This window comes from Streptomyces sp. NPDC051677, from assembly GCF_044453465.1.
Taxonomy (GTDB): Bacteria; Actinomycetota; Actinomycetes; order Streptomycetales; family Streptomycetaceae; genus Streptomyces.
Window position 1 is genome coordinate 322,010 of record NZ_JBITCT010000002.1, and the last position, 22,393, is coordinate 344,402.

At 70.4% G+C, this 22,393-nt stretch carries 22 protein-coding genes; 8 read left to right on the forward strand and 14 right to left on the reverse strand.

What is annotated here, in order from left to right; all coding sequences use genetic code 11:
* Window positions 1-266 precede the first annotated feature (266 nt).
* Complete coding sequence (locus ACIBAF_RS04415) at window positions 267-3,590, forward strand: S8 family serine peptidase (RefSeq protein ID WP_399461582.1); 3,324 nt, start codon at window positions 267-269, stop codon at window positions 3,588-3,590.
* A 94-nt stretch (window positions 3,591-3,684) separates the two neighbouring features.
* On the opposite strand, the gene ACIBAF_RS04420 is transcribed toward ACIBAF_RS04415, so the two are convergent.
* Complete coding sequence (locus tag ACIBAF_RS04420; protein ID WP_399461583.1) at window positions 3,685-4,476, reverse strand: hypothetical protein; 792 nt, start codon at window positions 4,474-4,476, stop codon at window positions 3,685-3,687.
* Window position 4,477: 1 nt separating this feature from the next.
* Entirely contained in the window at window positions 4,478-5,020 is a 543-nt protein-coding gene (locus ACIBAF_RS04425) for an RNA polymerase sigma factor (RefSeq protein WP_399461584.1), read from the reverse strand.
* 232 nt (window positions 5,021-5,252) lie between these two features.
* On the opposite strand from ACIBAF_RS04425, the gene ACIBAF_RS04430 reads away from it, so the two are divergent.
* Complete coding sequence (locus tag ACIBAF_RS04430) at window positions 5,253-6,284, forward strand: aspartate-semialdehyde dehydrogenase (RefSeq protein ID WP_399461585.1); 1,032 nt, start codon at window positions 5,253-5,255, stop codon at window positions 6,282-6,284.
* Here the strand turns inward: ACIBAF_RS04430 and ACIBAF_RS04435 are convergent.
* Window positions 6,281-6,751 (reverse strand): DUF1203 domain-containing protein, encoded by a 471-nt coding sequence (locus ACIBAF_RS04435; RefSeq protein WP_399461586.1) that lies wholly within the window; start codon window positions 6,749-6,751, stop codon window positions 6,281-6,283. The genes ACIBAF_RS04430 and ACIBAF_RS04435 overlap by 4 nt on opposite strands.
* Window positions 6,752-6,863: 112 nt before the next feature.
* Here ACIBAF_RS04435 and pepN point away from each other — a divergent pair, with 112 nt between their 5' ends.
* Window positions 6,864-9,467 (forward strand): aminopeptidase N, encoded by a 2,604-nt coding sequence (gene pepN / locus ACIBAF_RS04440; RefSeq protein ID WP_399461587.1) that lies wholly within the window; start codon window positions 6,864-6,866, stop codon window positions 9,465-9,467.
* A 45-nt stretch (window positions 9,468-9,512) separates the two neighbouring features.
* Here the strand turns inward: pepN and ACIBAF_RS04445 are convergent, their stop codons facing one another.
* The 4 genes from ACIBAF_RS04445 to ACIBAF_RS04460 all read right to left on the reverse strand — a co-directional run bounded on the left by ACIBAF_RS04445 (window position 9,513) and on the right by ACIBAF_RS04460 (window position 13,461).
* A complete protein-coding gene (locus tag ACIBAF_RS04445; protein WP_399461588.1) occupies window positions 9,513-11,420 on the reverse strand; it encodes a hypothetical protein in 1,908 nt (635 codons plus the stop codon).
* 198 nt (window positions 11,421-11,618) lie between these two features.
* Window positions 11,619-11,900: a hypothetical protein gene (locus tag ACIBAF_RS04450; protein WP_399461589.1), complete on the reverse strand. Its 282-nt coding sequence runs from the start codon at window positions 11,898-11,900 to the stop codon at window positions 11,619-11,621.
* 69 nt (window positions 11,901-11,969) lie between these two features.
* Window positions 11,970-12,887, reverse strand: a complete 918-nt coding sequence (locus ACIBAF_RS04455) for a hypothetical protein (protein ID WP_399461590.1) — start codon at window positions 12,885-12,887, stop codon at window positions 11,970-11,972.
* Window positions 12,880-13,461, reverse strand: coding sequence for an RNA polymerase sigma factor (locus ACIBAF_RS04460; RefSeq protein WP_399461591.1), 582 nt, complete (start codon window positions 13,459-13,461; stop codon window positions 12,880-12,882). Before ACIBAF_RS04460 ends, ACIBAF_RS04455 begins: the two co-directional genes overlap by 8 nt.
* Window positions 13,462-13,607: 146 nt before the next feature.
* Between ACIBAF_RS04460 and ACIBAF_RS04465 the strand changes: the two genes are divergently transcribed.
* Both ACIBAF_RS04465 and ACIBAF_RS04470 read left to right on the forward strand, forming a co-directional pair.
* Window positions 13,608-14,114, forward strand: a complete 507-nt coding sequence (locus ACIBAF_RS04465; protein WP_399461592.1) for a cupredoxin domain-containing protein — start codon at window positions 13,608-13,610, stop codon at window positions 14,112-14,114.
* Window positions 14,104-14,523 (forward strand): hypothetical protein, encoded by a 420-nt coding sequence (locus tag ACIBAF_RS04470; protein WP_399461593.1) that lies wholly within the window; start codon window positions 14,104-14,106, stop codon window positions 14,521-14,523. Before ACIBAF_RS04465 ends, ACIBAF_RS04470 begins: the two co-directional genes overlap by 11 nt.
* 40 nt (window positions 14,524-14,563) lie before the next feature.
* Here the strand turns inward: ACIBAF_RS04470 and malQ are convergent, their stop codons facing one another.
* The 4 genes from malQ to ACIBAF_RS04490 form a co-directional block, all read right to left on the reverse strand.
* Window positions 14,564-16,669 (reverse strand): 4-alpha-glucanotransferase, encoded by a 2,106-nt coding sequence (gene malQ / locus ACIBAF_RS04475; protein ID WP_399461594.1) that lies wholly within the window; start codon window positions 16,667-16,669, stop codon window positions 14,564-14,566.
* Between the two features lie 2 nt (window positions 16,670-16,671).
* Window positions 16,672-16,863, reverse strand: a complete 192-nt coding sequence (locus ACIBAF_RS04480) for a hypothetical protein (protein ID WP_399461595.1) — start codon at window positions 16,861-16,863, stop codon at window positions 16,672-16,674.
* 99 nt (window positions 16,864-16,962) lie between these two features.
* Complete coding sequence (locus ACIBAF_RS04485; protein ID WP_399461596.1) at window positions 16,963-17,136, reverse strand: DUF397 domain-containing protein; 174 nt, start codon at window positions 17,134-17,136, stop codon at window positions 16,963-16,965.
* 3 nt (window positions 17,137-17,139) lie between these two features.
* The gene (locus ACIBAF_RS04490; RefSeq protein ID WP_399461620.1) at window positions 17,140-17,976 is read right to left on the reverse strand and encodes a helix-turn-helix domain-containing protein; all 837 of its coding nucleotides are present in this window, start codon (window positions 17,974-17,976) and stop codon (window positions 17,140-17,142) included.
* 191 nt (window positions 17,977-18,167) lie between these two features.
* Between ACIBAF_RS04490 and ACIBAF_RS04495 the strand changes: the two genes are divergently transcribed.
* From ACIBAF_RS04495 to ACIBAF_RS04505, 3 genes are all read left to right on the forward strand, one after another.
* Window positions 18,168-18,611: an ATP-binding protein gene (locus ACIBAF_RS04495; RefSeq protein WP_399461597.1), complete on the forward strand. Its 444-nt coding sequence runs from the start codon at window positions 18,168-18,170 to the stop codon at window positions 18,609-18,611.
* A gap of 62 nt (window positions 18,612-18,673) precedes the next feature.
* Window positions 18,674-19,027 (forward strand): hypothetical protein, encoded by a 354-nt coding sequence (locus ACIBAF_RS04500; protein WP_399461598.1) that lies wholly within the window; start codon window positions 18,674-18,676, stop codon window positions 19,025-19,027.
* Complete coding sequence (locus ACIBAF_RS04505; RefSeq protein WP_399461599.1) at window positions 19,020-19,271, forward strand: hypothetical protein; 252 nt, start codon at window positions 19,020-19,022, stop codon at window positions 19,269-19,271. The genes ACIBAF_RS04500 and ACIBAF_RS04505 overlap by 8 nt, the downstream gene beginning before the upstream one ends.
* A 111-nt stretch (window positions 19,272-19,382) precedes the next feature.
* Here ACIBAF_RS04505 and ACIBAF_RS04510 read toward each other — a convergent pair whose 3' ends face one another.
* The 3 genes from ACIBAF_RS04510 to ACIBAF_RS04520 all read right to left on the reverse strand — a co-directional run bounded on the left by ACIBAF_RS04510 (window position 19,383) and on the right by ACIBAF_RS04520 (window position 21,895).
* Complete coding sequence (locus ACIBAF_RS04510; RefSeq protein ID WP_399461600.1) at window positions 19,383-20,120, reverse strand: DUF4328 domain-containing protein; 738 nt, start codon at window positions 20,118-20,120, stop codon at window positions 19,383-19,385.
* A 622-nt stretch (window positions 20,121-20,742) separates the two neighbouring features.
* Complete coding sequence (locus tag ACIBAF_RS04515; protein ID WP_399461601.1) at window positions 20,743-21,123, reverse strand: hypothetical protein; 381 nt, start codon at window positions 21,121-21,123, stop codon at window positions 20,743-20,745.
* Between the two features lie 67 nt (window positions 21,124-21,190).
* The gene (locus ACIBAF_RS04520) at window positions 21,191-21,895 is read right to left on the reverse strand and encodes a polymorphic toxin-type HINT domain-containing protein (RefSeq protein ID WP_399461602.1); all 705 of its coding nucleotides are present in this window, start codon (window positions 21,893-21,895) and stop codon (window positions 21,191-21,193) included.
* Window positions 21,896-22,393: the final 498 nt, after the last annotated feature.

The window sequence follows — 22,393 nt, forward strand, 5'->3', positions numbered from 1 at the left end:
GGACGTTAGCCCTTCGAGGCGGATCAGGAGGGGCAATATCGCCCACATCCCGGCCACCTCCCGCGCACACCCTTCACGAAGACTCCCCACAGGTAACTCGTAGAGGGTTTTCCCCATACATCCATATCGATTCGGTCAACTCTCCCCAAACACCAGTCCGTTAGGTAAAGCTTTGCGGTCATCCGGGACCGCGTTCCGGACGACCGTGATCAGGCAGGAACGTCCTGATCATGTGGTGCTCGTTCCTTTACCTACAAGGGATGCCGATGACCCTCACCCCCCAGCGTGAACCGATATCGGGCGCAAGACGCGTGGCCCGCATAGCCGTGGCCGCCGGCCTGGTGGCCGCGCTGTCCGCGGCCGGGCCGATACCCATGGCCTTCGCCGGCGACACCGGCCAGGCCCCGGTCGCGGCCGACCCGGGCGTGAAGTCCGCCCACGAAAAGCTCGGCTCCGACGACGCCACCCTGCTCGCCGAGGCCAAGGCCGACGGCGACAAGAACGTCACGCTGATGGTCGCGACCGCCCCCGGCCAGACCGAGCAGGTCGCCAAGGAGCTGGACGCGGTCAAGGGCGGCTCGGTCGGCCAGTCCTACGACAAGGTCGGCTACGTCCGCGCCACGATCCCGACGGCCAAGGCCGACTCGGCGATCGCCGCCGCGGCCAAGCTGACCTCGGTGCACGCCATCGACCTGCGTCAGGACATCGTCCTCGACGACCCGACGCCGGACGCGGACGCCGCGAAGGGCGCCAAGTCCGCGCAGTCCGCGGCGAAGACGAAGACCTACGCGGCGCCGAACAAGAACACCCCCGCCAAGAACCCGTACAACCCGTCCTTCGAGACGGGCGCCGTCGACTTCGTGAAGAAGAACCCGAAGGCGGACGGCCGCGGCGTCACCATCGGCGTCCTCGACTCCGGCGTGGACCTGGCGCACCCCGCGCTGCAGAAGACCACCACCGGCGAGCGCAAGATCGTCGACTGGGTGACGTCCACCGACCCGATCCTCGACGGCGACGCCTCGTGGCGCCCGATGACGACCTCGGTCTCCGGGCCCAGCTTCACCTTCGGCGGCCGGACCTGGACGGCGAAGGCCGGCTCGTACCAGATCAACCTCTTCCGGGAGTCCGCCACCGCGGGCGGCGACGCCAAGGGCGACGTCAACCGCGACGGCGACACCACCGACGCGTGGGGCGTCCTGTACGACGCCGCGGCCGGCACGGTCACCGTCGACGTGAACAACAACGGCGACTTCACCGACGACACCGCGATGAAGCCGTACAAGGACGGCTACCAGATCGGGTACTTCGGCACCGACAACCCGGCGACCGACGTCGTCGAGCGGCAGCCGTTCGTCGTGCAGATCCGCAAGGACGTGCCGATGGACCCGTTCGGCGGCGACTGGGTCGGCAAGAAGGCCGACTTCGCCAACATCGGTCTCATCGCCAGCGAGCACGGCACGCACGTCGCCGGCATCACCGCCGCGAACGGCCTGTTCGGCGGCAAGATGAACGGCGCCGCGCCCGGCGCGAAGATCGTTTCCTCCCGTGCCTGCATCTTCGGCCCGGGCTGCACCAACGTCGCCCTCACCGAGGGCATGATCGACCTGGTCGTCAACCGCGGCGTCGACATCGTCAACATGTCGATCGGCGGTCTGCCCGGTCTGAACGACGGCAACAACGCGCGCGCCGAGCTGTACACGCGCCTCATCGACACCTACGGCGTCCAGCTGGTCATCTCGGCGGGCAACGAGGGCCCCGGCGCGAACACCATCGGCGACCCCGGTCTGGCCGACAAGGTGATCTCGGTCGGCGCGGCCATCTCCAAGGAGACCTGGGCCTCCAACTACGGCTCGCAGGTGACGAAGAAGTACGCGCTGCTGCCGTTCTCCTCGCGCGGCCCGCGTGAGGACGGCGGCTTCACGCCGACCCTCGTCGCCCCCGGCGCCGCGATCAACACCACCCAGACCTGGCTGCCGGGCGCCCCGGTCGCCGAGTCGGGCTACACGCTGCCGGCCGGCTACTCGATGCTCCAGGGCACCTCGATGGCCTCCCCGCAGGCCGCGGGCGCCTCGGCGCTGCTGATCTCCGCCGCCAAGCAGCACCGGATCGCCCTCACCCCGGCGACCCTGCGCACGGCGCTGACCTCGACCGCCGACCACATCAAGGGTCTGCAGGCGTACGAGGAGGGCTCGGGCGCCATCAACATCGTGGACGCCTGGAAGTCCATCAGGAAGGGCGCCACCGCCCACGACTACGCCGTGAAGGCCCCGGTCGACACCGCGCTCGACCAGGCGCTGAAGACCCCGGGCTTCGGCACCGGCGTCTACGACCGCGAGAGCGGCCTGAAGGCCGGGCAGAAGAAGACGTACGACGTCACCATCACCCGTACGTCCGGCGCCGACAAGGCGATCCGCCACAAGCTGCGCCTCGAGAACAACGCGGCCGGCACCTTCAGGATCCTCGGCTCGGACGAGGTGAAGCTGCCGCTGAACAAGCCGGTGACGGTCAAGATCCAGGCCCAGCCGAAGGCCGCGGGCATCGCCAGCGCGATCCTGGAGGTCGACGACCCGAAGACCGAGGGCCTCGACAAGCAGATCCTCAACACGGTCGTCGTCTCGACGCCGGTGAAGCACACGTTCCACGTGTCGAACACCGTGCAGCGCAACAGCTTCCAGTCGTACTTCCTGACCGTGCCGCAGGGCGCCAAGTCCTTCGAGGTCGCGATCGGCGGGCTGAAGGACAAGAGCCAGACGCGGTTCATCTCGATCCACCCGTACGGCGTCGCGGTCGAGGACAGCTCCACGATCTACTGCTACAGCAACTACCCCAACACCAACGGCTGCCGGCCCGACGCCCGTTCGTACCAGAACCCGCAGGCCGGGGTCTGGGAGATCGAGGTCGAGTCGCGCCGCACCTCGCCGCTGCTCGACAACCCGTACAAGCTGGACGCCACCGTCTACGGCGTGGCCTTCGACCCGGAGACCGTGACCGTGCCCGAGGCGAAGGTCGGCGCCCCGACCGCCGCCTCCTGGAAGGCGAAGAACAACTTCGCCGCCTTCGACGGCAAGCTGGCCGGCGGCCCGCTCGGCTCGTCCAAGACGGCCCGCCCGACCATCGCCGACGGCGCGACCCAGACCACCACGGTCGAGGTCCCGGCGGGCGCCAAGTCGCTGGACGTCTCCATCGGCAACGTCTCCGACGCCTCCGCCGACCTGGACCTGACGGTCTACGACGCGAACGGCGACCAGGTCGCGCAGCAGGCCGACGGTGACGCGGAGGAGGCGGTCTCCATCCCGTCGCCCGCCGCCGGCACGTACACCATCGAGGTCGCGGGCTACTCGGTCCCGGCCGGCACGACGGCGTACGACTACGTGGACGCGTTCCTGTCGCCCACGCTGGGCACCGTCACCGTCGACGAGTCGACGCCGGTGAAGCTGGCCACGGGCGCCTCGACGACGGTCGCCGCGACCGTCACCGCCGCGGCCGTCGCACCGGAGGGCCGGGTCCTGTTCGGCCAGGTCCAGCTGGTGAACGCGCGGGGCACCGTCGCGGGCCTCGGCAAGGTGACGATCGAGAAGGTCACTCCGTAACACCCTGAGCGCGAGCACAAGGGGAGCACGAGCACAAGGGGCGGGCGGCCATCCGGGCGCCCGCCCTTCGTTCGTTCGCGGCCCAGGACAGGTCCTATTCGCAGGCGACGCCCGCGGTGTCGGGGAGTGTGTCGGTGAGAGCCTCTCGCTCGGTGGCGATCTCGGATGCGCCGACCGCCCAGACCTCGGGGGTGTCGGCCCCCTTCGCCAGGGCGACCAGGACGTGGTCGCCCTCGTCGAGCAGCGGATCCATGCCCTCCTCCACGACGAAGTCGACCTGGGGAGCGCTCTTGGCGGGCTTGTACGCGTGCGTGACGCGCAGGGTGACGCGTTCACGGGCCGTGCCGGGCAGCCGGTGGACGTCCGTCACGTCGCCCTCCACGACGAGCCGGGCGCAGGCGAGGTAACCGGGGTCGCGCAGGGGACTGCCGGCGCCCGAGGACGCCTTGGCGCCCGCCTCGCCGCCGCCCGCCTCGCCGGCGGAGGCGTCGCTGGCCGAAGCCTTGTCGTCGGCGCCGTCGCTCACCCCGTGCCCGCCCTGGACGACCACCCACCCGGCCCCGAAGACCAGCGCCCCGGCGGCGGCGACGCCCACGGCGCGCAGGGCCAGGGGGCGGAGCCGGCGGGGGGCGGACAGTCGGCGTACCGGTGCGGGGGCCGCCTCGGCCGCGGGCTCCCGGCCCGGTTCCGTCAGGGCGTCCGCGACGAGGCCGAGCTGCTCGCGCAGCAGTGCGAGGTCGGCGGTCGCCGAGCGGTACTCCGCCAGGAACGCGGCGTCCGCGAGGCTCTCGTCGGCCGGCCGCTCGTCGGTGATCGCCGCCATCAGCGCGTCCGGCCCGGCGCCGCCGCTCTCGCGTCCGGCGCGGTCCTCGTGTTCCGCGGTCACGTCACACCACCTCGTCCTCGTGCAGGCGGGCGCGCAGGGCCCGTACCGCCGTGTGCAGGCGGCTCTTGACCGTGCCCTCCGGAACTCCCAGCTCCTGGGCGATCGAGCGCACCGGCAGGTCGGCGTAGAAGCGCAGGACGACGACCTGACGCTGGGCGTCGGGCAGGTCGTCCAGGCCCTGGGCGACGGCGAGGGAGAGCACGCTGGTGTCCTCGCCGGAAGGGTGCTCGTGCTGGCGCAGCGAGGCCAGCCGCTCCCCCAGCCGCTCCTGGCGGCGCTTGGCGCGGTGCCAGTCCATGGCGAGGTTGGAGGCGACGACCGCCGCCCACGCGGAGACGTCGCGCGGGGCCTCGTACCCCTTCGCGGCGCGCTCCAGCAGCCGCAGACGTACCTGCTGTACCCCGTCCGGCAGGTCCGACTGCGGAACCCCGCCCAGCGCGAGCACCGCCCGCACCCGGCGCTCCTGCGCCGCGTCCAGAGGATCGTCGCCGTGCACGACCCGGTCCCCTTGGGCGCGGCGGGCCTTTCTGCGCAGCAAAGCCACCCCTCCTCCCACCCCACTGTGTCTCTACGACGCCGCAGGGCGCGGAAACGTTCGGCGGGACGGCCGGGGATTGTGCGGAGGCGTGCGTCACACTGGCACGGGCGGCGTCCCATTCCTCGGGCATGCGGGACAAAAAATTGGACAGGCGGGCCGGGGTCGGCCGCATGATGGAAAAGCCTCGGCCAGGCAACATGCATGTAAAGAGACACGCAAGAGACACAGAGGAGTCGCCGTGAGGGTCGGAATCGTCGGAGCCACCGGTCAGGTCGGCACGGTCATGCGCAGGATCCTCAAGGAACGCGCCCTCTTGAATGGACACAGCCTGGTCACCGAGCTGCGCCTGTTCGCGTCGGCCCGCTCCGCCGGCACGACCCTGGACGGCGTGACGGTCGAGGACGCGGCGACGGCCGACTACTCGGGCCTGGACATCGTCCTGTTCTCCGCGGGCGGCGCGACCTCGAAGGCGCTGGCCGAGAAGGTCGCCTCGCAGGGCGCGGTAGTGATCGACAACTCGTCGGCCTGGCGCAAGGACCCGCAGGTCCCGCTGGTCGTCTCCGAGGTGAACCCGCACGCGGTCGCGGACCGCCCCAAGGGCATCATCGCCAACCCGAACTGCACGACGATGGCCGCGATGCCGGTTCTGAAGCCGCTGCACGCGGAGGCCGGCCTGGAGGCGCTGGTCGTCGCGACGTACCAGGCGGTGTCGGGCTCGGGTGTCGCGGGCGTGGCGGAGCTGCACGGCCAGGCGCAGAAGGTCGTCGCCGACGCGGACAAGCTGACGCACGACGGCGGCGCGGTCGACTTCCCCGAGCCCGGCGTCTACAAGCGTCCCATCGCCTTCAACGTGATCCCCCTCGCCGGCTCGATCGTCGACGACGGTCTGAACGAGACGGACGAGGAGCAGAAGCTCCGCAACGAGTCCCGCAAGATCCTCGAGATCCCCGAGCTCAAGGTCTCCGGCACCTGCGTCCGCGTCCCGGTCTTCTCCGGCCACTCCCTCCAGGTCAACGCCCGTTTCGCGCGCCCCCTGTCGGTGGAGCGCGCCACGGAGCTCCTGGGGGGCGCCCCGGGCGTCGCCCTCTCCGACATCCCGACCCCCCTGCAGGCCGCCGGCCAGGACCCGTCCTTCGTGGGCCGCATCCGCCGCGACGAGACGGTCGACAACGGCCTGGCCCTGTTCATCTCCAACGACAACCTCCGCAAGGGCGCCGCTCTGAACGCGGTGCAGATCGCGGAGCTGGTGGCGGCCGAGCTGAAGGGCTAGCCCCTCCTGACCTCGTAGAGGAAACAGCCGTACTCGACGGCCCGGACGTGGACGAGCACCACGGCCGGGTCGTCGAACGCGTTCCGGAAGGCGTCGTCGTCCGGGGCGTCGACCAGCTCCCCGCCCAGGATGTGCCCGTCGGCCGAGTAGCGGCGGACCGTGCGGTGCTCGTTGGCGAAGGGGTACCCGTCCGCGTCCGGGCCCGTGCACTCCTCGGCGTGGATGAAGACGGGGCCCTGCTCGTCGTAGGCCCCGGGGCAGGCGCCGGTTTCGGCGGCCCAGCGGCGCAGGGGCGCGTAGGAGACGAGCGCGATGCGCTCGCCCGGCTCACTGCGGCGCAGACAGCAGCGCAGGGGCGCCCCGCCCTCCTCGTCGGTGAACGGGACGGCCGGGCGGCCCGCGTCGTCGGCCGTGCGCAGCTCCTTGAGGACCGTCGGGTCCATGGGTCGTGCGGTGTACGTCGTCATGGGTCCACGGTCGCGCGCGCCGGGCCGCCCCACCGGCGGGAAACGGACATCGCGTTCCCCGCGGATGCCGTGGAAGGATGGCGCAACCCACACATAACGAGGAGATGACCGCGTGCCTGGCACAAACCTGACTCGCGAAGAGGCGCAGCAGCGGGCGAAGCTGCTCACCGTTGACTCGTACGAGATCGATCTCGACCTGTCCGGCGCGCAGGAGGGCGGTACCTATCGGTCCGTGACCACGGTGCGTTTCGACGTGGCCGAGGGGGGCCCCTCCCGCTCGAGCGAAGCCGAGCGTGGGGGAGGCGCCGAGTCCTTCATCGACCTGGTGGCCCCGACCGTCCACGAGGTGACGCTGAACGGGGACGCGCTGGAGCCGGACGACGTCTTCAAGGACTCCCGGATCGCGCTCTCCGGACTGCTGGAAGGCCGTAACGTCCTGCGCGTGGTCGCCGACTGCGCCTACACCAACACCGGCGAGGGCCTGCACCGCTTCGTCGACCCGGTCGACGAACAGGCCTACCTGTACACGCAGTTCGAGGTGCCGGACGCCCGTCGCGTGTTCGCGTCCTTCGAGCAGCCGGACCTGAAGGCGACCTTCCAGTTCACGGTGAAGGCCCCCACCGGCTGGACGGTCATCTCCAACTCGCCTACGCCGGAACCCAAGGACGACGTCTGGGTGTTCGAGCCGACCCCGCGGATCTCCACCTACATCACCGCGCTCATCGTCGGCCCGTACCACAGCGTCCACAGCGTGTACGAGAAGAACGGGCAGTCGGTGCCGCTGGGCATCTACTGCCGGCCCTCCCTCGCCGAGTTCCTCGACTCGGACGCGATCTTCGAGGTCACCCGGCAGGGCTTCGACTGGTTCCAGGAGAAGTTCGACTACACGTACCCGTTCAAGAAGTACGACCAGCTGTTCGTGCCGGAGTTCAACGCGGGCGCGATGGAGAACGCGGGCGCGGTCACCATCCGCGACCAGTACGTGTTCCGCTCCAAGGTCACCGACGCGTCGTACGAGCTGCGCGCGGAGACGATCCTGCACGAGCTGGCCCACATGTGGTTCGGCGACCTGGTCACCATGGAGTGGTGGAACGACCTGTGGCTGAACGAGTCGTTCGCCACCTACACCTCCATCGCCTGCCAGGCGTACTCACCGCAGTCGCGCTGGCCGCACTCGTGGACCACGTTCGCCAACTCCATGAAGACGTGGGCGTACCGGCAGGACCAACTGCCGTCCACCCACCCGATCATGGCCGAGATCCGCGACCTGGACGATGTCCTGGTCAACTTCGACGGCATCACCTACGCCAAGGGCGCCTCCGTCCTGAAGCAGCTCGTGGCGTACGTCGGCATGGACGAGTTCTTCGCGGGCGTGCAGGCCTACTTCAAGCGGCACGCCTTCGGCAACACCCGCCTGTCCGACCTGCTGGGCGCGCTGGAGGAGACCTCCGGACGCGACCTCGGCACCTGGTCGCAGAAGTGGCTGCAGACCGCCGGCATCAACATCCTGCGCCCGGAGATCGAGACGGACGCCCACGGCGTCATCACGTCCTTCGCCATCCGCCAGGAGGCCCCCGCGCTCCCCGCCGGCGCGAAGGGCGAGCCCACGCTGCGCCCGCACCGCATCGCGGTCGGCCTGTACGACCTCGACGACGACAGCGGCAAGCTGGTGCGCGACGAGCGTGTCGAGCTGGACGTCGACGGCGAACTGACGGCCGTCCCGCAGCTCGTCGGCAAGCGCCGTCCGGACGTCGTCCTGCTCAACGACGACGACCTGTCGTACGCCAAGGTCCGGCTGGACGAGCAGTCCCTCGCGTTCGTGACCGAGCACCTCGGCGACTTCGAGTCGTCGCTGCCGCGCGCCCTGTGCTGGGCGTCGGCCTGGGACATGACCCGGGACGCCGAACTGCCCACCCACGACTACCTGTCCCTGGTGCTGTCCGGCATCGGCAAGGAGTCCGACATCGGCGTGGTCCAGTCGCTGCAGCGGCAGGCCAAGCTCGCCGTCGACCTGTACGCCGACCCGAGCGCCCGCGAGGCCCTGCTGACCCGCTGGACGGACGCCACGCTGGCCCACCTGCGGTCCGCGGCGGCCGGCAGCGACCACCAGCTGGCATGGGCGCGGGCGTTCGCGGCCACGGCCCGCACCCCGGAGCAGCTCGACCTCCTGGAGGCCCTGCTGGACGGCACGCAGACGGTCGAGGGCCTGGCCGTCGACACCGAGCTGCGCTGGGCGTTCGTGGAGCGCCTCGCGGCGGTCGGCCGGTTCGACGAGGCGGAGATCGCCGGGGAGTACGAGCGGGACAAGACGGCCGCCGGCGAGCGTCACGCGGCGACCGCCCGGGCCGCCCGGCCGACCCCGGAGGCCAAGGCGGAGGCGTGGGCGTCGGTCGTCGACTCCGACAAGCTGCCGAACGCCGTGCAGGAGGCCGTGATCGGCGGCTTCGTCCAGACCGACCAGCGTGAGCTGCTCGCGCCGTACGCCGACACGTACTTCGAGGTCGTCAAGGGCATCTGGGACGCCCGTTCGCACGAGATCGCCCAGCAGATCGCGATCGGCCTCTACCCGACGGTCCAGGTCTCCCAGGAGACCCTGGACAAGACGGACGCCTGGCTGGCCTCGGCCGAGCCCAACGCGGCCCTGCGCCGCCTGGTCTCCGAGTCCCGCTCGGGCGTGGAACGCGCGCTGAAGGCCCAGGCGGCGGACGCGCGCTGACCGCTTCCGCGAGTCTGAGGGCGCCCGGTGTCGCACCGGGCGCCCTCACCCGTCTTCCGGCGGCCACGGGTACCCGAGTCGTTCGGCGCGTTCGCGGGTGCCGCCGCAGAAGACGGCGTAGGTCCTCGGGTCCTCCTCGGTCAGTCGGCGCAGGGCGGCGGCGGCCTGCGCCTCGGGCGGCGCGCCGTCGTCCGGGACGACCCAGCGGAAATGGAGCGCGTCGCCGTCCGCTTCCCCGGCGCCGAGTCCCGGCGCGTACCAGAAGGTGACCACGGCGGTGTCCGGGTCGAGGAAGCCGCTGCCGATCCAACCCCGGCGCGCGTCCCACCGGGCGAGCAGCTCCGGCCGTGCGACCAGGCCCGCCTTGATCAGCCGGGCCATGGTGCGGGCCGGCCAGGACCAGTCCCGGTCCGCTTCGGCGCGGGCGATCTCCGCGTCGTAGGCGGCGGCGTCGAAGCGTTGCGCCGGCAGTTCGGGCGCCGGCCCGCGGGTGCCCGGCGGGGCGGGTCGCTGCCAGTCCTCCCACACGACCTGGTCGCCGTCACGGCGGATGGTGACGTGGAGCGCGCCGCAGCACCCCTCGGTGCAGGAAGCCTCCGCGAGCTGCACCCGGCGGGGCTCGGGACCGGCCCGGAGCAGGCCGTCGTCCAGGAGACGCTCGGGGCTGTGCGCGGGGCCGTGCGGGAAGACGGCCGGGACGAGCGGACGTCCGTCGAGGAGGATGCGGGTCTCGACGGGTTCGCGGTCCACGGGGTCGCCGGCCACGACCTCGATGCGCAGCCTGCCGTCGGCCGGGCGGCTGAAGGGCCGCCGCCCGGTACGGCGGATCCAGCCGGCCCACAGCCGTCGGGCCGCCGCACCCGTGTCGTGCATGTCGAGCGCGTCGTGCGTGGCGTGCGTGTCATGCGTGGCGTGCGTGTCGAGGTCGGTCGGGCGGGTCCAGGAGGGCTCGGCCAGCAGGCGGCCGAGGGTGGTCAGGAGTGTCTCGCGGCGACCGGAGCCGGTGGGCCAGTCGAGCAGCGCTCCGGTTCCGCTGCTCAGGCCGAGGGCGAGGGAGAGAAGCATGGCGTGGTGTTCGAGGGTCGGGGGCAGGAGACCAGCCCGGTTGACGACGGTGTCGTACACGCCTGTCGCGTCGCGGTAGGCGAGGAGTTCGGCCGCTTCGTCGCGGGCGGACGCCATCCGGACGAGGAGGCGGCCCGCCCGGGCGAGCAGGGCCGTGTCGGCGGGGTGTTCGGCGAGCAGGTCGGGCAGGAGGGCGGCTTCCGCGATGCGGCGGGCGGTCGCGGGGCCGAGGAGGCGGGGTTCGGCGGGGAAGGCCACCAGCTCCCTGCGGACGGCCTGCCCGTCCTGGGCCGCCAGGGCGCGGACGAGCGACCGCAGTTCGGCGCGGCGGGTGGAGACCACGAGGTCGACGACGGCGGCGGACCGCCGGTCGAGCGTGTCGAGGGCCTGGACCGCCGGGCCGTTGAGCGCCCGGAGCAGGCCGAGGGTGGAGAGGTACGGGACGTCCTCGGGCTCGCCGAGGCGGGTGAGGAGAGCGAGGCCCACGGTGACGGTGGGCACGGTGGTGCCGGTCCGGGTCAGCCGTCTGGCCAGGGTGCGGGCGGCGGCGTGCTGATCGGCGGGGAGCGGCAGGTCGGCGACGGTGGACTGGATCAGGTACCGGTGACAGCTCCACACGCCGAGTTCCGCGAAACGGCGGTGCAGGGCGGCCGGGTCGTCCGGCAGGGGGTGCAACGCCTTGGCGAGGACGGCTGGCGCTGCCTTGCGGGACAGCGGCGCCGCGTCCGCGCCGGGCAGGGCAGGCGGGTCGGGAACGACGGGGAGGTCGAAGCCGCGGCCGGACGGGAGGCCGTCCGGGGACTCGTGCACCAGGTGCAGGGCGTGGTCGTACAGGGCGGGCGGGAGGCGGAGCGCGGCGCGTGCGGCGCGCTCTTCCTGGGCGCTCACCGAGCGGTGAGGAACTCGATTCCGTAGGTCATGCGCGGCAGCCTGCCAGCCGGGCTCGCGCCCTGTCGACGGAATTATCGGAGCCGCGCCTGCCCGGCCCCCACCCCCGGGAACACGCCGAGGGCGCAGGCCTCAACCACGTACGCGTGCGCGTACGGGAGTGCGGCCGACGCCCTCGGAGAGGAGTCGGGCCAAGCTCTAGGCCTTGGCCTGCGCCTTGCCCTTGACGGCGATGTTGGAGCTGGTGGTGTCGTCCCGGTCCTTCGACCGGTCGAGGACCCACACCAGTCCGGCGATCGCCGCGAAGATCGCGATCGGGGCCAGGACGTAGAGGCCCAGCGTCTCGCCGACGCTCAGACCCGGGCCGGGGGCGTCGCCGTCGTCGCGGGTCAGCGCGAGGGCGGGGGACGACATGAGCAGCATCATCAGCGTCGTACCGGCGGCCAGGGCGCCGGCGCGCAGGGCGTTCTTCTTGTCCACGGTGCCCAAGTTAGCGAACGGTGTCGGAGGGCGCGCGCCCGGGGTGCCGTATGAGGACCGGGGTCGCGATCACGTGCCCTGGAAGTGGGCCGTGGCCACGACGGAGCCGTCCGCGGCCAGCAGCCGGGCGCCCGACACCGTGTCCGGGTCGACCCGCATGGGGGCTCCCCAGTGCCCCTGGCCGGCGTCGTCGAGGGAGAACTCCCCGATGCGGACCGACGTGCCGTCCGTACGCTCCAGTCGGCAGCTGACCTTCACGGCCTCCGGGTATCCGTCGCCCGAGCCTGTGACCTCGGACCCTGACCCGGCTCCGACTCCGACTCCGGCTCCGGCTCCGGGTCCGGCTCCGGGTCCGACTCCGGCTCCGGGTCCGGGTCCGGGTCCGGCTCCGGGTCCGACTCCGGCTCCGGGTCCGGGTCCGGGTCCGGGTCCGGGTCCGGGTCCGGCCTGGGAGTCGGGTCCGGCCTGGGAGTCGGATCCGGACGCGTCCCGGCCTAGGTCGACCGACATGTAGACCCAGCCCGGAGATCCGGTATAGGCGAAGATCCGGCCCACCGGGCGGTGGTCGGGGGCCAGCAGAGACGCCGTGAGCAGGTCGTGCTCCGAGCCGGGAGGCTCCGAACTCCGTGCGGTGGGAGCCGACGCTCCCTCGATGGCCGTCCCGACGGCCCAGCCGCCGAAGCCGAACCCGAGGGCGATCGCGGCGGCGGCCGCGACCGCCACGGCGGCCCGTGGTCGCCGTCGTCGCGCCGTCCGGTTCAGGCCCAGCCGTTCCGTCACCCGTGTCTCGAAGCCGACGGGCGGCTCGCTGTCCGGAAGGAGGGAGAGCAGCTCGTCTCCGACGAGCGTCAGCTGCTCCACGTGCTCCCGGCAGGCGGGGCAGCGGTCCAGGTGGGCGATGGCCTCGGCGCGCTCCTGACCGGGGAGGATGCCCAGCGCCAGCTCGTCGGCGACGGCCCTCAGCCACGTGCAGTCCCTGTCAGTCATGATCGGCTCGCTCGGGTCCCAGAACCGTCCGCAGTTTCCCCATCGCCGTCCTGATCCGTGTCTTCGCCGTGCCGAGGGGGATCCCCTCGACCTCGGAGATCTGTCGTGCGGTCATCCCGTAGATGCCGGCCATGACCACGGCGCGTGCCTGCTGGCGCGGCAGGTCCGCCACCGCGGCCCTGATCCGCGAAGCCGTCTCGTCGGCCACTGCCCACTGTTCGGGCGTCCGGGTCACGATGCCGAGCAGAGCGTCGAGGTCCTCGGGGGAGACCGGGGTCGCCTTGCGCGCGCGGACGGCGTCGATCGCCAGGTTGTGCGTGATGGTCGCCAGCCAGGTCTTCACCGAGCCACGCCGGGAGTCGTAGACCTGCGCATGACGCCACGCCCTTTCGAAGGCCTGCTGGGCGATGTCCTCGGCGAGCTGGGGGTCGTCGACGACGGCGACGGCGATGCCGAAGACCATGCGCTGGAACCGGCGGACGAACGCGAGCGCGATCTCCGGGGCGCCGCTCGCCATTCCCGCCAGCAGCGTCTCGTCCGAGAGTCGGCCGAGTGGTAGGCCCAATCTCCGCATACCAGTGGATACGGCGAACCTCGCCGAACGGATTCCCCCCGTTCCACGCGGGACCATATCCCCATTCTCGTACCCCTTTGGGCAATCTCCTGGTGCGGTCCGTCCGTATGTCTGGTCAGGAACGATTTCTCACGGAGGGCCGAGACATGGCGACGACGCTCATGACGACGACGCTCATGACATTCGTGCGCAGGACCGCCGGGCCCGGGCTGGCCGCCGGAGCACTGGCGGGCATCCTCGTGGCATGCGGGGGCGGAAGCGGAGACGGAGGCGGCAACGGCGGCAGCTCGTCACCGTCGGCCCCAGAACAGAGTGGCAAGCCGGGTACCACCCAGGTGGACGTGAAGCTGGTCGACTTCAAGATGGAGCTGTCCAAGACGACGTTGAAGGCGGGCACCTACACGTTCGTCGTCCACAACAACGGCCATCACGACCACGCCATGGAGATCGAGGGTTCCGGAACGGAACAGAAGACGCGGACGCTGGCGCCCGGAGAGTCGGCGAACCTCACCGTCTCGCTGAAGGACGGCACGTTCCAGGTCTACTGCCCCGTCGACGGCCACAAGGACCTCGGCATGAAGACCCAGCTCACCGTGGGCGGCGCCGCCTCGACGGGCAAGAACTCCGACACGACCAACGGCAATGGCTACTGAGCGGGCTGCTGGGCGGGTTGCCGGGCGCACGATCGCGATCGTCGCCCTCCGGCTGGCCTCGGCGGGAACGGTCGTGGCCATGGGCGCGATCCATCTCAGCCTCTGGTACGACGGCTACCGTTATCTGGACACGATCGGCCCGCTGTTCCTGCTCAACGCGATCGGGGCCGGGCTGCTCGCGCTGTCGCTGCTGATCACCCCCACCCGCCTCCTGCCCGTCCTCGCCGCGCTGGGGACGCTCTTCACGGCCGGCACCCTGGCTGCCCTGGTCGTCAGCCTCACCTCCGGCCTCTTCGGGTTCCAGGAGACCCTCGACGCGAACCTGGTGAAGCCCACCCTCGCCGTCGAAGCCGCGGGGTGCGTGCTGTTGGCGGCACTGGCCTTGCTGAGCAGACGCGGCCGGACATGACCGGTGAGTCTCCGACCGCCGCGCGGTGCTCCAGAAGTGCTCAGCAGGAGCCCGACGCGTCGTCCCACCCCCGCAGGACCTCGATCAGCGCCCGCAGTCTCGGCGAGGCCGCCAGCTGTTCCAGGGTGACGGGGCGGCCGTCCGCGTCCGCGATCGGCAGACGCCAGTTCGGGTACTGGTCCCAGGTTCCGGGCAGGTTCTGCGGGCGGCGGTCGCCGACGCCGTCCGGGAGCCAGACGCCGATCATGCGGGCGGGGGTGCGCACCAGGAACCGGTGCACGGCCTGGACCTCGGCCTCCTCCGAGGAGCGGTCGCTGCCGCCGCCGGCGCCGGCCAGCAGTCCTAGGCGGGTGAGCAGGCCCAGCCACTCCGCGGTGTCCTTGGCCGCCTCGGCGCGCTCCTCCTCCAGAGGCCCAGTCAACAGGCCCAGCCGGTCGCGCAGTTCGACGTGCTCGCCGGTGAGGCGGGCGGCGGTGGACGGCAGGTCGTGGGTGGTGGCGGTGGCCAGACAGTCGGCGCGCCAGCGGTCGGGGGGCAGGGGGTGTCCGTCGCCGTCCCAGTCCCGTTCGAACCACAGGACGGACGTGCCGAGGACCCCGCGCTCACGCAGCGCCTCCCGGACACCCGGCTCGACGGTGCCGAGGTCCTCGCCGATCACCACCGAACCGGCCCGCGAGGCCTCCAGCACCAGCACGGCGAGCATGGCCTCGGCGTCGTAGCGGACGTAGGTGCCCTCCGTGGGCGGCTCGCCCTGCGGGACCCACCAGAGGCGGAACAGGCCCATGACGTGGTCGATGCGCAGGGCGCCGGCGTAGCGGAACAGGGCCTTCAGCAGCCGCCGGTAGGGGGCGTAGCCGGACGCGGCCAGCCGGTCGGGGCGCCAGGGCGGCAGACCCCAGTCCTGGCCGCGGGCGTTGAAGGCGTCCGGCGGGGCGCCGACCGACATCCCGGCGGCGAAGTACTCCTGCTGAGCCCAGGCGTCGGCGCCCTCGGGATGCACGCCGACCGCCAGGTCGTGGACGATCCCGACGGACATGCCCGCGTCGCGTGCGGCGCGCTGGGCGGCGGTGAGCTGGGCGTCGGTGAGCCAGGCGAGACGGGAGTGGAAGTCGACGCGGTCCATCAACTCCCCGCGGGCGCGGTTGGTCTCGGCGGACCGCGGGTCGCGCAGACCGGACGGCCACTGCCGCCACTGCGGTCCGTGCACCTCGGCGAGGGCGCACCAGGTGGCGTGGTCCTCCAGGGCCTGGCCCTGCTCGGCGAGGAAGTCGCAGTAGGCGGCGCACCGACCGGGCCCGAGCGGCACCCGGGCGACCAGTTCCAGGGCCTCCCGCTTGAGCTCCCACACGGCGTCCCGGTCGATCAACTCCCCTTTTTCCAGCACGGCTTCCCGCAGCCGCGCAGCACGCTCGGACAGCGATCCCATCCGGTCGCCGTGCTCCTGGACGGCGTACGCGTACTCGGGGACGTCCTCGACCCGCAGATGCACCGGGTCGGGGAAGCGGCGGGAGGAGGGCCGGTACGGGGAGGGGTCGGTCGGGGCGCCGGGCACGGCCGCGTGCAACGGGTTGACCTGCACGAACCCGGCGCCGAGCGCCCGTCCGGCCCAGGCGGTCAGCTCACCGAGGTCGCCGAGGTCGCCCATGCCCCAGGAGCGGCGGGAGAGCAGCGAGTACAGCTGGACGAGGAGTCCGTACGACCGTCCCGTGGGCGTGGGCAGGCGCGGCGGGGCGACGACGAGGTGAGCGCGACCGGTCCGCCCGTCGGGGGCGGTGACGGTCAACTGATGGACACCGAGCGGAAGGTGTTCGACCTCGGCGAAATCGAGGGGCTCGCGGACGTCCCCCTGCTCGGTCTCGACACGCAGCCGACTGCCCTCGGGGAGCGCGGCGAGCGCCTCCGCCCGGCTGCCGCTCCAGCACACCACGGTCGGCGGCAGCAGCCGCTCGCTCAGTTCCGCCTCCCGGGCAGCGAGTGCGGCGCTGACGGCCCGCGGGTCGCCCGCGTCGACGCCGAGGGCGGCCAGGGCGCGGGTGACGGCGGCGGCCGAGGCCGTGACCGTACGGTCCGGGGAGGGCTGGAAGGACGTGCCGACGCCGTGCAGCGCGGCGAGCCGGGCGAGCTCCTCTCCGGGCGGCGCGGTCATCGCTAGGGCCTCGTGGAGTCGGAGCCCACGACGCCGAGCGGCGGCTCACTGGTCAGCGGCTCGGCATCGGGCAGCGGGGGCTCGCTGGTCAGCGGGGGTTCGGCGGCGGGGCTCTCCGCACTGAAGGCACGGAGCGGGGCTTCGTCGGGCTGGGCGCAGTGGTCCGCGCGTTTGGATTGGGCCGGTGCGATCACGGAGGCCTCCTTGTGGGGGTTGCGGCATCGCTTACCGCAGCCCTACCCAGCGGACGCGAGGACAGACGTCGTCCATCCTCACAGAAGGGACGGAGCCGATCACCTCAGCGACGCGGTGAACTCCGCCCAGGCAGTCGGGGTGAGCCGGAGTATGGGGCCGTCGGGGGTTTTGGAGTCTCGGACGGCGACGGTGGCGGGGGTGTTGCGGGCGACTTCGACGCATTCGTTTTGAACGTTGCTGTAGCTCGACTTCAGGAACTCGAACTCGGGCATGCTTCACATCTCCTTGCGCAGGTTGTCGATGAACGTCACGGCATCACGTGGAGCCAGGCTGAGCCGAGACGTCCGGTCGAACAAAACGCTGTAGGTACTGCTCTCGCTCTCATTCTCCGCCCAGACCATGCCAGTGACGGTGTCGCTCTGGACCACGTCGAGCGCCTCACCCTCCGCGAAGGAGAGGATGCTGAACGGACCCGAGATGCAAGGGTGTGCGCCAGCTCGGAACGGAAGCACCTGAAGGCGCACGTTCGGCAACTCGGCGTGCTCCAGGAGCCGTTCCAGTTGGGCTCGCATGACTTCGGGTCCCCCGATCTGCTGTCGGAGCGCCGCCTCCCAGATCACCGCGTGCAAGTGGAGCGGGCGCTCGCCGGACAACCGCTCTTGGCGCCGCTGCTTGACCTCGACCCAGCGCTCGATCTCATCGGGATCATCCCAGTCACCCTCGGCGACAGCCAGGGCACGTGTGTACTCGGGGGTGTGGAAGAGGCCGGGGATCAACGCTGACTGCCAGTTCCGGATACGGCTGGCGATGTCCTCCATGGCGATGTACTCAGCCGTCGCGCCGGCGTCGAGGCGATTGCGCCACCATCCCCTGGCCCTGCGGCGTTCGCGATCCAGCCTTGCCAGTTCCAGCAGGCGAGCGAGGCTCGTGGGTTCATCCAAGCCGTAGAACTCGCACAGCACCCGGATGTCCGGGTCTCGCATCGGCACCCAGCCCCGCTCCATCTTCACGATCTTCGTGCCGGTCGCGTTGATCGACTCGGCGGCCTGCTGCTGCGTCTTGCCGGCGGCGTCACGCAGACGCAGCAGTTCACCACCGAGCCGACGTCCCAAGACCGTTGACGCTCGATTACCTGCGGAGAGGGTTGCTCGCTTCACGGTCACAGTGTGTCCGCGGAACATCACGGAGTCGACCGCTTAATCAGTTCGGGGAAGAACTTCCCCGAACTGATTGCCCCCAAAGCAAAGAACCCGCTACGTTCAGTCCCCATTCGCACACTCAGCGCATCCACCCGGAGGCCCCCATGCCCGACCCCCTCCTCGAAGAAGACCTGGTCGACTACACCCCCCTCCCCCGCAACGTCACCCTCGCCCGCCACCGCGCCGTCCGGCTGGCCGTCGGCTGGGGGTTCCACTCCCGCGCCGGGGACGTCGAGGTCGTCACGTCCGAGCTGATCACCAACGCCCTGTTGCACGGCAGCCTCCGCGACCGACTGATCCGCGTGCGCCTCACCGCCACCGGGGCAACCCTCCGCGTGGAGGTCAGCGACCCGCGCGGGGAGCGGCAGCCATGCCCGCGCGAGGCAACCTGCGAGGACCAGTTCGGGCGGGGCCTGACCCTGGTCGGGATGCTCGCCGACGGCTGGGGTGTGCACCCGCGCCTCGGGGTCGGCAAGACGGTCTGGGCCGAGTGGGGACTCGCCCTCGCCCTCTGCGACGGCGATCCGCTGATGCCTGGGAAGGTGTGACGGTAATGGCGCTAGCGTGGGCACGTGCCGCAAGGGCGCGCTGCGAACGGAAGGGGCAGCCGATGACCATGCCTTACGCGGACGGGACCGCTCCGCTCATTCCGCGGCCCGAGCTCACACTCCCTGCTCTGCGGCAGGCGGTGGCCACGGTCGCGCCGTCTCGTCTGCCCGAGTTCTTCGAGGACCTGCAGCGAGCCTTCGTGAGAGCCGGGGACGAGGACAGCGTCGTACCGATCCGGATGTTCTACCGGGAGTGGGGCGTCGTCGTCGAGATCGAGAGGTACCCCGAGACCGCTCGCCGCCTGCACGCCGCCGAGCAGGCCGTCAGCGATCCGGACCCCGCCGTACGCGACCGTGCCATCCGCGAGGCCGGTGACATCGTCCGCGCGGCGCACCACGAGGTCGCCGGTGGCTGACTGGCACTGGGAGCCGTTCCAGGACGACCTGCTGGACGGGCTTCCGGAGGCGGCCCGCGCCGAGACCGAACGCCTCGCCAACGAGATCGCCGTACGCGAATCCATGGTCTTCCTGGAGGGCTCCGCCTACACCGGGCCCGGGCCGGGCGTGCGCACCGACAGCCGTGGGCTGCTGATGCTCACCGACCTGACGGACGTACCCGGCGAGCGGATCGTGGTGGTCCAGGTGAGCTGGTTCGGCTGAGGCGGCGCTCCCCGACAACCTCCCCCGCTGCACGACCCGGCCATCCCGAAGGGCCCCGTGGCTGTGCCGGTCTGGGGGCGGCGCCACGGGGCATGCAAAAGCCCGGACCGTCTAGGCGGAGATGCCGTCGATCCGGGCCAGGGCGTCGTCCGCGCCGTACGGCCCCTCGGCCGCCTTCAGCCGCTGCATGGCCGTCAGGCGGACCGCGAAGTGCACCGCGGCCGCCGCCGCGGCGATGTCCAGGATGTCGGCCGTTATCACCTGAAGCACGGCGTCCCGGACCTCTCCGAGGCTTTCGGCGTCCTGGTAGCGCTGCGAGGCGTACCGATTGAACAGGGTCGTGGTGACGAACATGCCCCACCACAGGTTCACCGGCCAGAAAGAGACCTTGTACGGCTCGCCGTCGGCCGGCAGCCGCGTGCTGGCCCCCCACATATCGACGGCGATCCGATAGGGCATCCAGAGGTTCGCCAGCGGGATGAACCAGGACCCGATCGCCCAGCTAGGGCCGTTGCGGAACCTGTCCGGCCCGAGCACCCCGGCGTCCCGGCGCATCCAGTGGAACCAGACGATGAAGACGATTGCGCAGGCAAGAAACGTGACGTTCTGGAGCTGTCCTGCCGTCTGGTACAGCGCGTCGGCACCGTCCAGCTCCTGCTGAGAGGCAAAAGCGAGGCCCCGGTCCTCATCGATCAGCGTGTATGCCCGGACGCCGGCGTAGACGGCGGACAGGTCGCTGAGGGCGACGGCCGCGAGCAGCGCCGACAGACCGGCCAGGAGGCCGCGCGGCGACCGCGGTACCCGGTTGGGCAGCGCGGGCCGCGGACGGAGATCGCTGGATGCGGACATGGCGGTGGACCCCCCACAGGCACGGAACGGGAATCGCCCGCGGAAGAGCGCGCGCTGAGGGAAGATACGCCAGCTGTGGGCGGGCCGTCCATGGCGAATTCGCAGGCCCGGCACGGGGCGTGGGACTGAAGGACGGCTCACATGGAGCTGTTCAGTCGCCGAGGTCCCCCATCTGAAGCGCTCAGTCACACCAGCAAGATCACGATCTACAGCTGGAGCATTGAGAGGACAATTCAAGCTGCGCCCGAGCGCTGCCGCTCAACCGAATCTACCGGTCGTAAGGCGGTTCGAGCAGGGGGTGCGGTCTCCCGAGGTGGCCCGCTACGAGTGACGCGGAAGTCGGCGTACGCCTGGCATGCCGCGTGGTGTCAGGGCTGCAGGGCTGCCCTGGCCTCCATGGGAGCCGGTGGCCTGCCGGGCCCGGCTTAGAGATGCTCAGGTGGAGCGGTTACAGATCGAGCTGGAGGCCGGGCCGCCTGGACCTCGCCCAGACCTCAGCGGCAACTACTGCCGTCAGACATCCCAGTGGCCCCCGCCGGAATTGATTCCGGCGGGGGCCACTACGCACTCCTACACGCCATCTCTGGTGAATCTACGGACCGTCATTAAAACGCGAGGTCGTCTATTTTTCTGACCTCACACCTTGGTTTTGATCCCTAATCAGACATGCCAGGACGGACTCTGCGGACTCATCCAGAATAGCGATCACGCGCCACGGATCGGATATTATTGACAGCAGGCCGACTCGCCCTTCGGCTTGACTCAGAGCGCGGAACAGAGAATTCCACCCAACCCGCGATTCTCGAAACTCCGGCAGCGACTCAAACCTGTATCTATAGATTTCTAGCAGCTCGCTTGCATGGGGAAACGTGACCTCGATATCCGCATCCGGATCACTGAAGAGCGCCTGCGTCAATTGCTCGACAATCTGTGCAGGAGCATCCACGCCAGCCTGCGCAATGAGCTGAGCTACCCTTCGCCTAGCGATCGACTGCACGGTCATTGCGGTCTCCAAACCGGATACGGGTTGCCTTGCATAGGTCCTTCAATCAGCACTTCGAATTCGCCCCTCAGATCGGGGTCTGCCCAAGGCTCATCATTGACGTGAATATGTGGGCGTCCCGCCGGAATTCTAGACTCAAGAACGACACCCACTCCAGTTTCCCACGGGTGGCCGCACGACGAGCCGCAGCTTCACTCGTGGACCAACTCGTGTAAGGACTTTCAGTATCACCAAGCTGGTGCGCTTCTGCTGAAGCAGTGCCTCCGCGAGGAACAGCTGATCCGTCAACTGCCGCATCAAACCCCGGATGACCTTCCGGAACGCCTCGATAGACGGTAGTGCCACCACCGCAATTATGAACCAGTACCGGCGTAGCCCCCGCCAGCACATAGTATGCGTGGATGTCCTCGATGGTGAGGTCGTGTGTGCGTTGGCGCTTGGTGTAGTGACTGACCGCGGTGATCTGGACGTGGGTGCCGGCGCTGGTGCGGAGCAGTTGGCCGACTTGGAGGTCGCCTGCCTTGACCCATTTCTTCAGGTCGGGGACCCAGAAGGGGTGCGTGTCCGTGGCCACGATGCTGGAGTGTTCCCCGTCCACGGAAATAACGATCTTCGTGAAGTCCTTGTCGCCCTCTGTAGTGATCGTCTGGGCGACACGCTTGTCGACAGTTTCACCCGTCTCTGTGTCTGTTGTGACTACGACATCACCAACTTCGACGTCCTCGATGGCCTTTTGCGTGCCATCGGCGAGAAGGACACCCGTTCCAGGCAAGAAGCTATGGTGGCACCCGAATAGCTTCGAAGCCACTTCTCCTACGATTCCTGCTTCTTGGAGCATGTAGCCAGCGCCGCCCCATGCGGCACCTGAAAGAGCGCCCTCTCCCTGGTCTGCGAGCTGTCCTGCAGTGCTGTGATCAGCATCTTCAGTCAGGTAGTTGCCTACGGCACTACCCGCTGCTCCCGCGAGGCCACCGCAGCCAGCTGCAGCGCCGAAACCAACGCCACCCGATGCCAGGCCTGCGCTTAGAGCCGAGCTTTAGCAGAGCCCACCAACAGCAAATTCAGTGCCCATCTGGACGAGTTCTTTGTGGTCAGGCGCCCAGCCCTTAGCTGCATCCCACGCCTTTCCCAAGCCCCATCCCGAGCTGCCGCCGTGGCCCCCTCCGCTGTGGCTGTTCCCTCCGCCGTGGTAGGTGCCGGACTTGCTCTTCTTGTTGCTGGGGGTGCTGCCCGAGCCGGCGTAGTCATGCATCGCCCTCTCGGCTCCTGC

Bases quoted from the DNA above. Each gene is read 5' to 3' on its own strand.
- ACIBAF_RS04500 (WP_399461598.1), top strand. From the start codon at position 18,674: ATGACCATGCCTTACGCGGACGGGACCGCTCCGCTCATTCCGCGGCCC.
- malQ (WP_399461594.1), bottom strand. From the start codon at position 16,669: ATGACCGCGCCGCCCGGAGAGGAGCTCGCCCGGCTCGCCGCGCTGCAC.
- ACIBAF_RS04455 (WP_399461590.1), bottom strand. From the start codon at position 12,887: ATGACTGACAGGGACTGCACGTGGCTGAGGGCCGTCGCCGACGAGCTG.
- ACIBAF_RS04470 (WP_399461593.1), top strand. From the start codon at position 14,104: ATGGCTACTGAGCGGGCTGCTGGGCGGGTTGCCGGGCGCACGATCGCG.
- ACIBAF_RS04510 (WP_399461600.1), bottom strand. From the start codon at position 20,120: ATGTCCGCATCCAGCGATCTCCGTCCGCGGCCCGCGCTGCCCAACCGG.
- ACIBAF_RS04495 (WP_399461597.1), top strand. From the start codon at position 18,168: ATGCCCGACCCCCTCCTCGAAGAAGACCTGGTCGACTACACCCCCCTC.
- ACIBAF_RS04485 (WP_399461596.1), bottom strand. From the start codon at position 17,136: ATGCCCGAGTTCGAGTTCCTGAAGTCGAGCTACAGCAACGTTCAAAAC.
- ACIBAF_RS04435 (WP_399461586.1), bottom strand. From the start codon at position 6,751: ATGACGACGTACACCGCACGACCCATGGACCCGACGGTCCTCAAGGAG.
- ACIBAF_RS04465 (WP_399461592.1), top strand. From the start codon at position 13,608: ATGGCGACGACGCTCATGACGACGACGCTCATGACATTCGTGCGCAGG.
- ACIBAF_RS04460 (WP_399461591.1), bottom strand. From the start codon at position 13,461: ATGCGGAGATTGGGCCTACCACTCGGCCGACTCTCGGACGAGACGCTG.
- ACIBAF_RS04415 (WP_399461582.1), top strand. From the start codon at position 267: ATGACCCTCACCCCCCAGCGTGAACCGATATCGGGCGCAAGACGCGTG.
- ACIBAF_RS04515 (WP_399461601.1), bottom strand. From the start codon at position 21,123: ATGACCGTGCAGTCGATCGCTAGGCGAAGGGTAGCTCAGCTCATTGCG.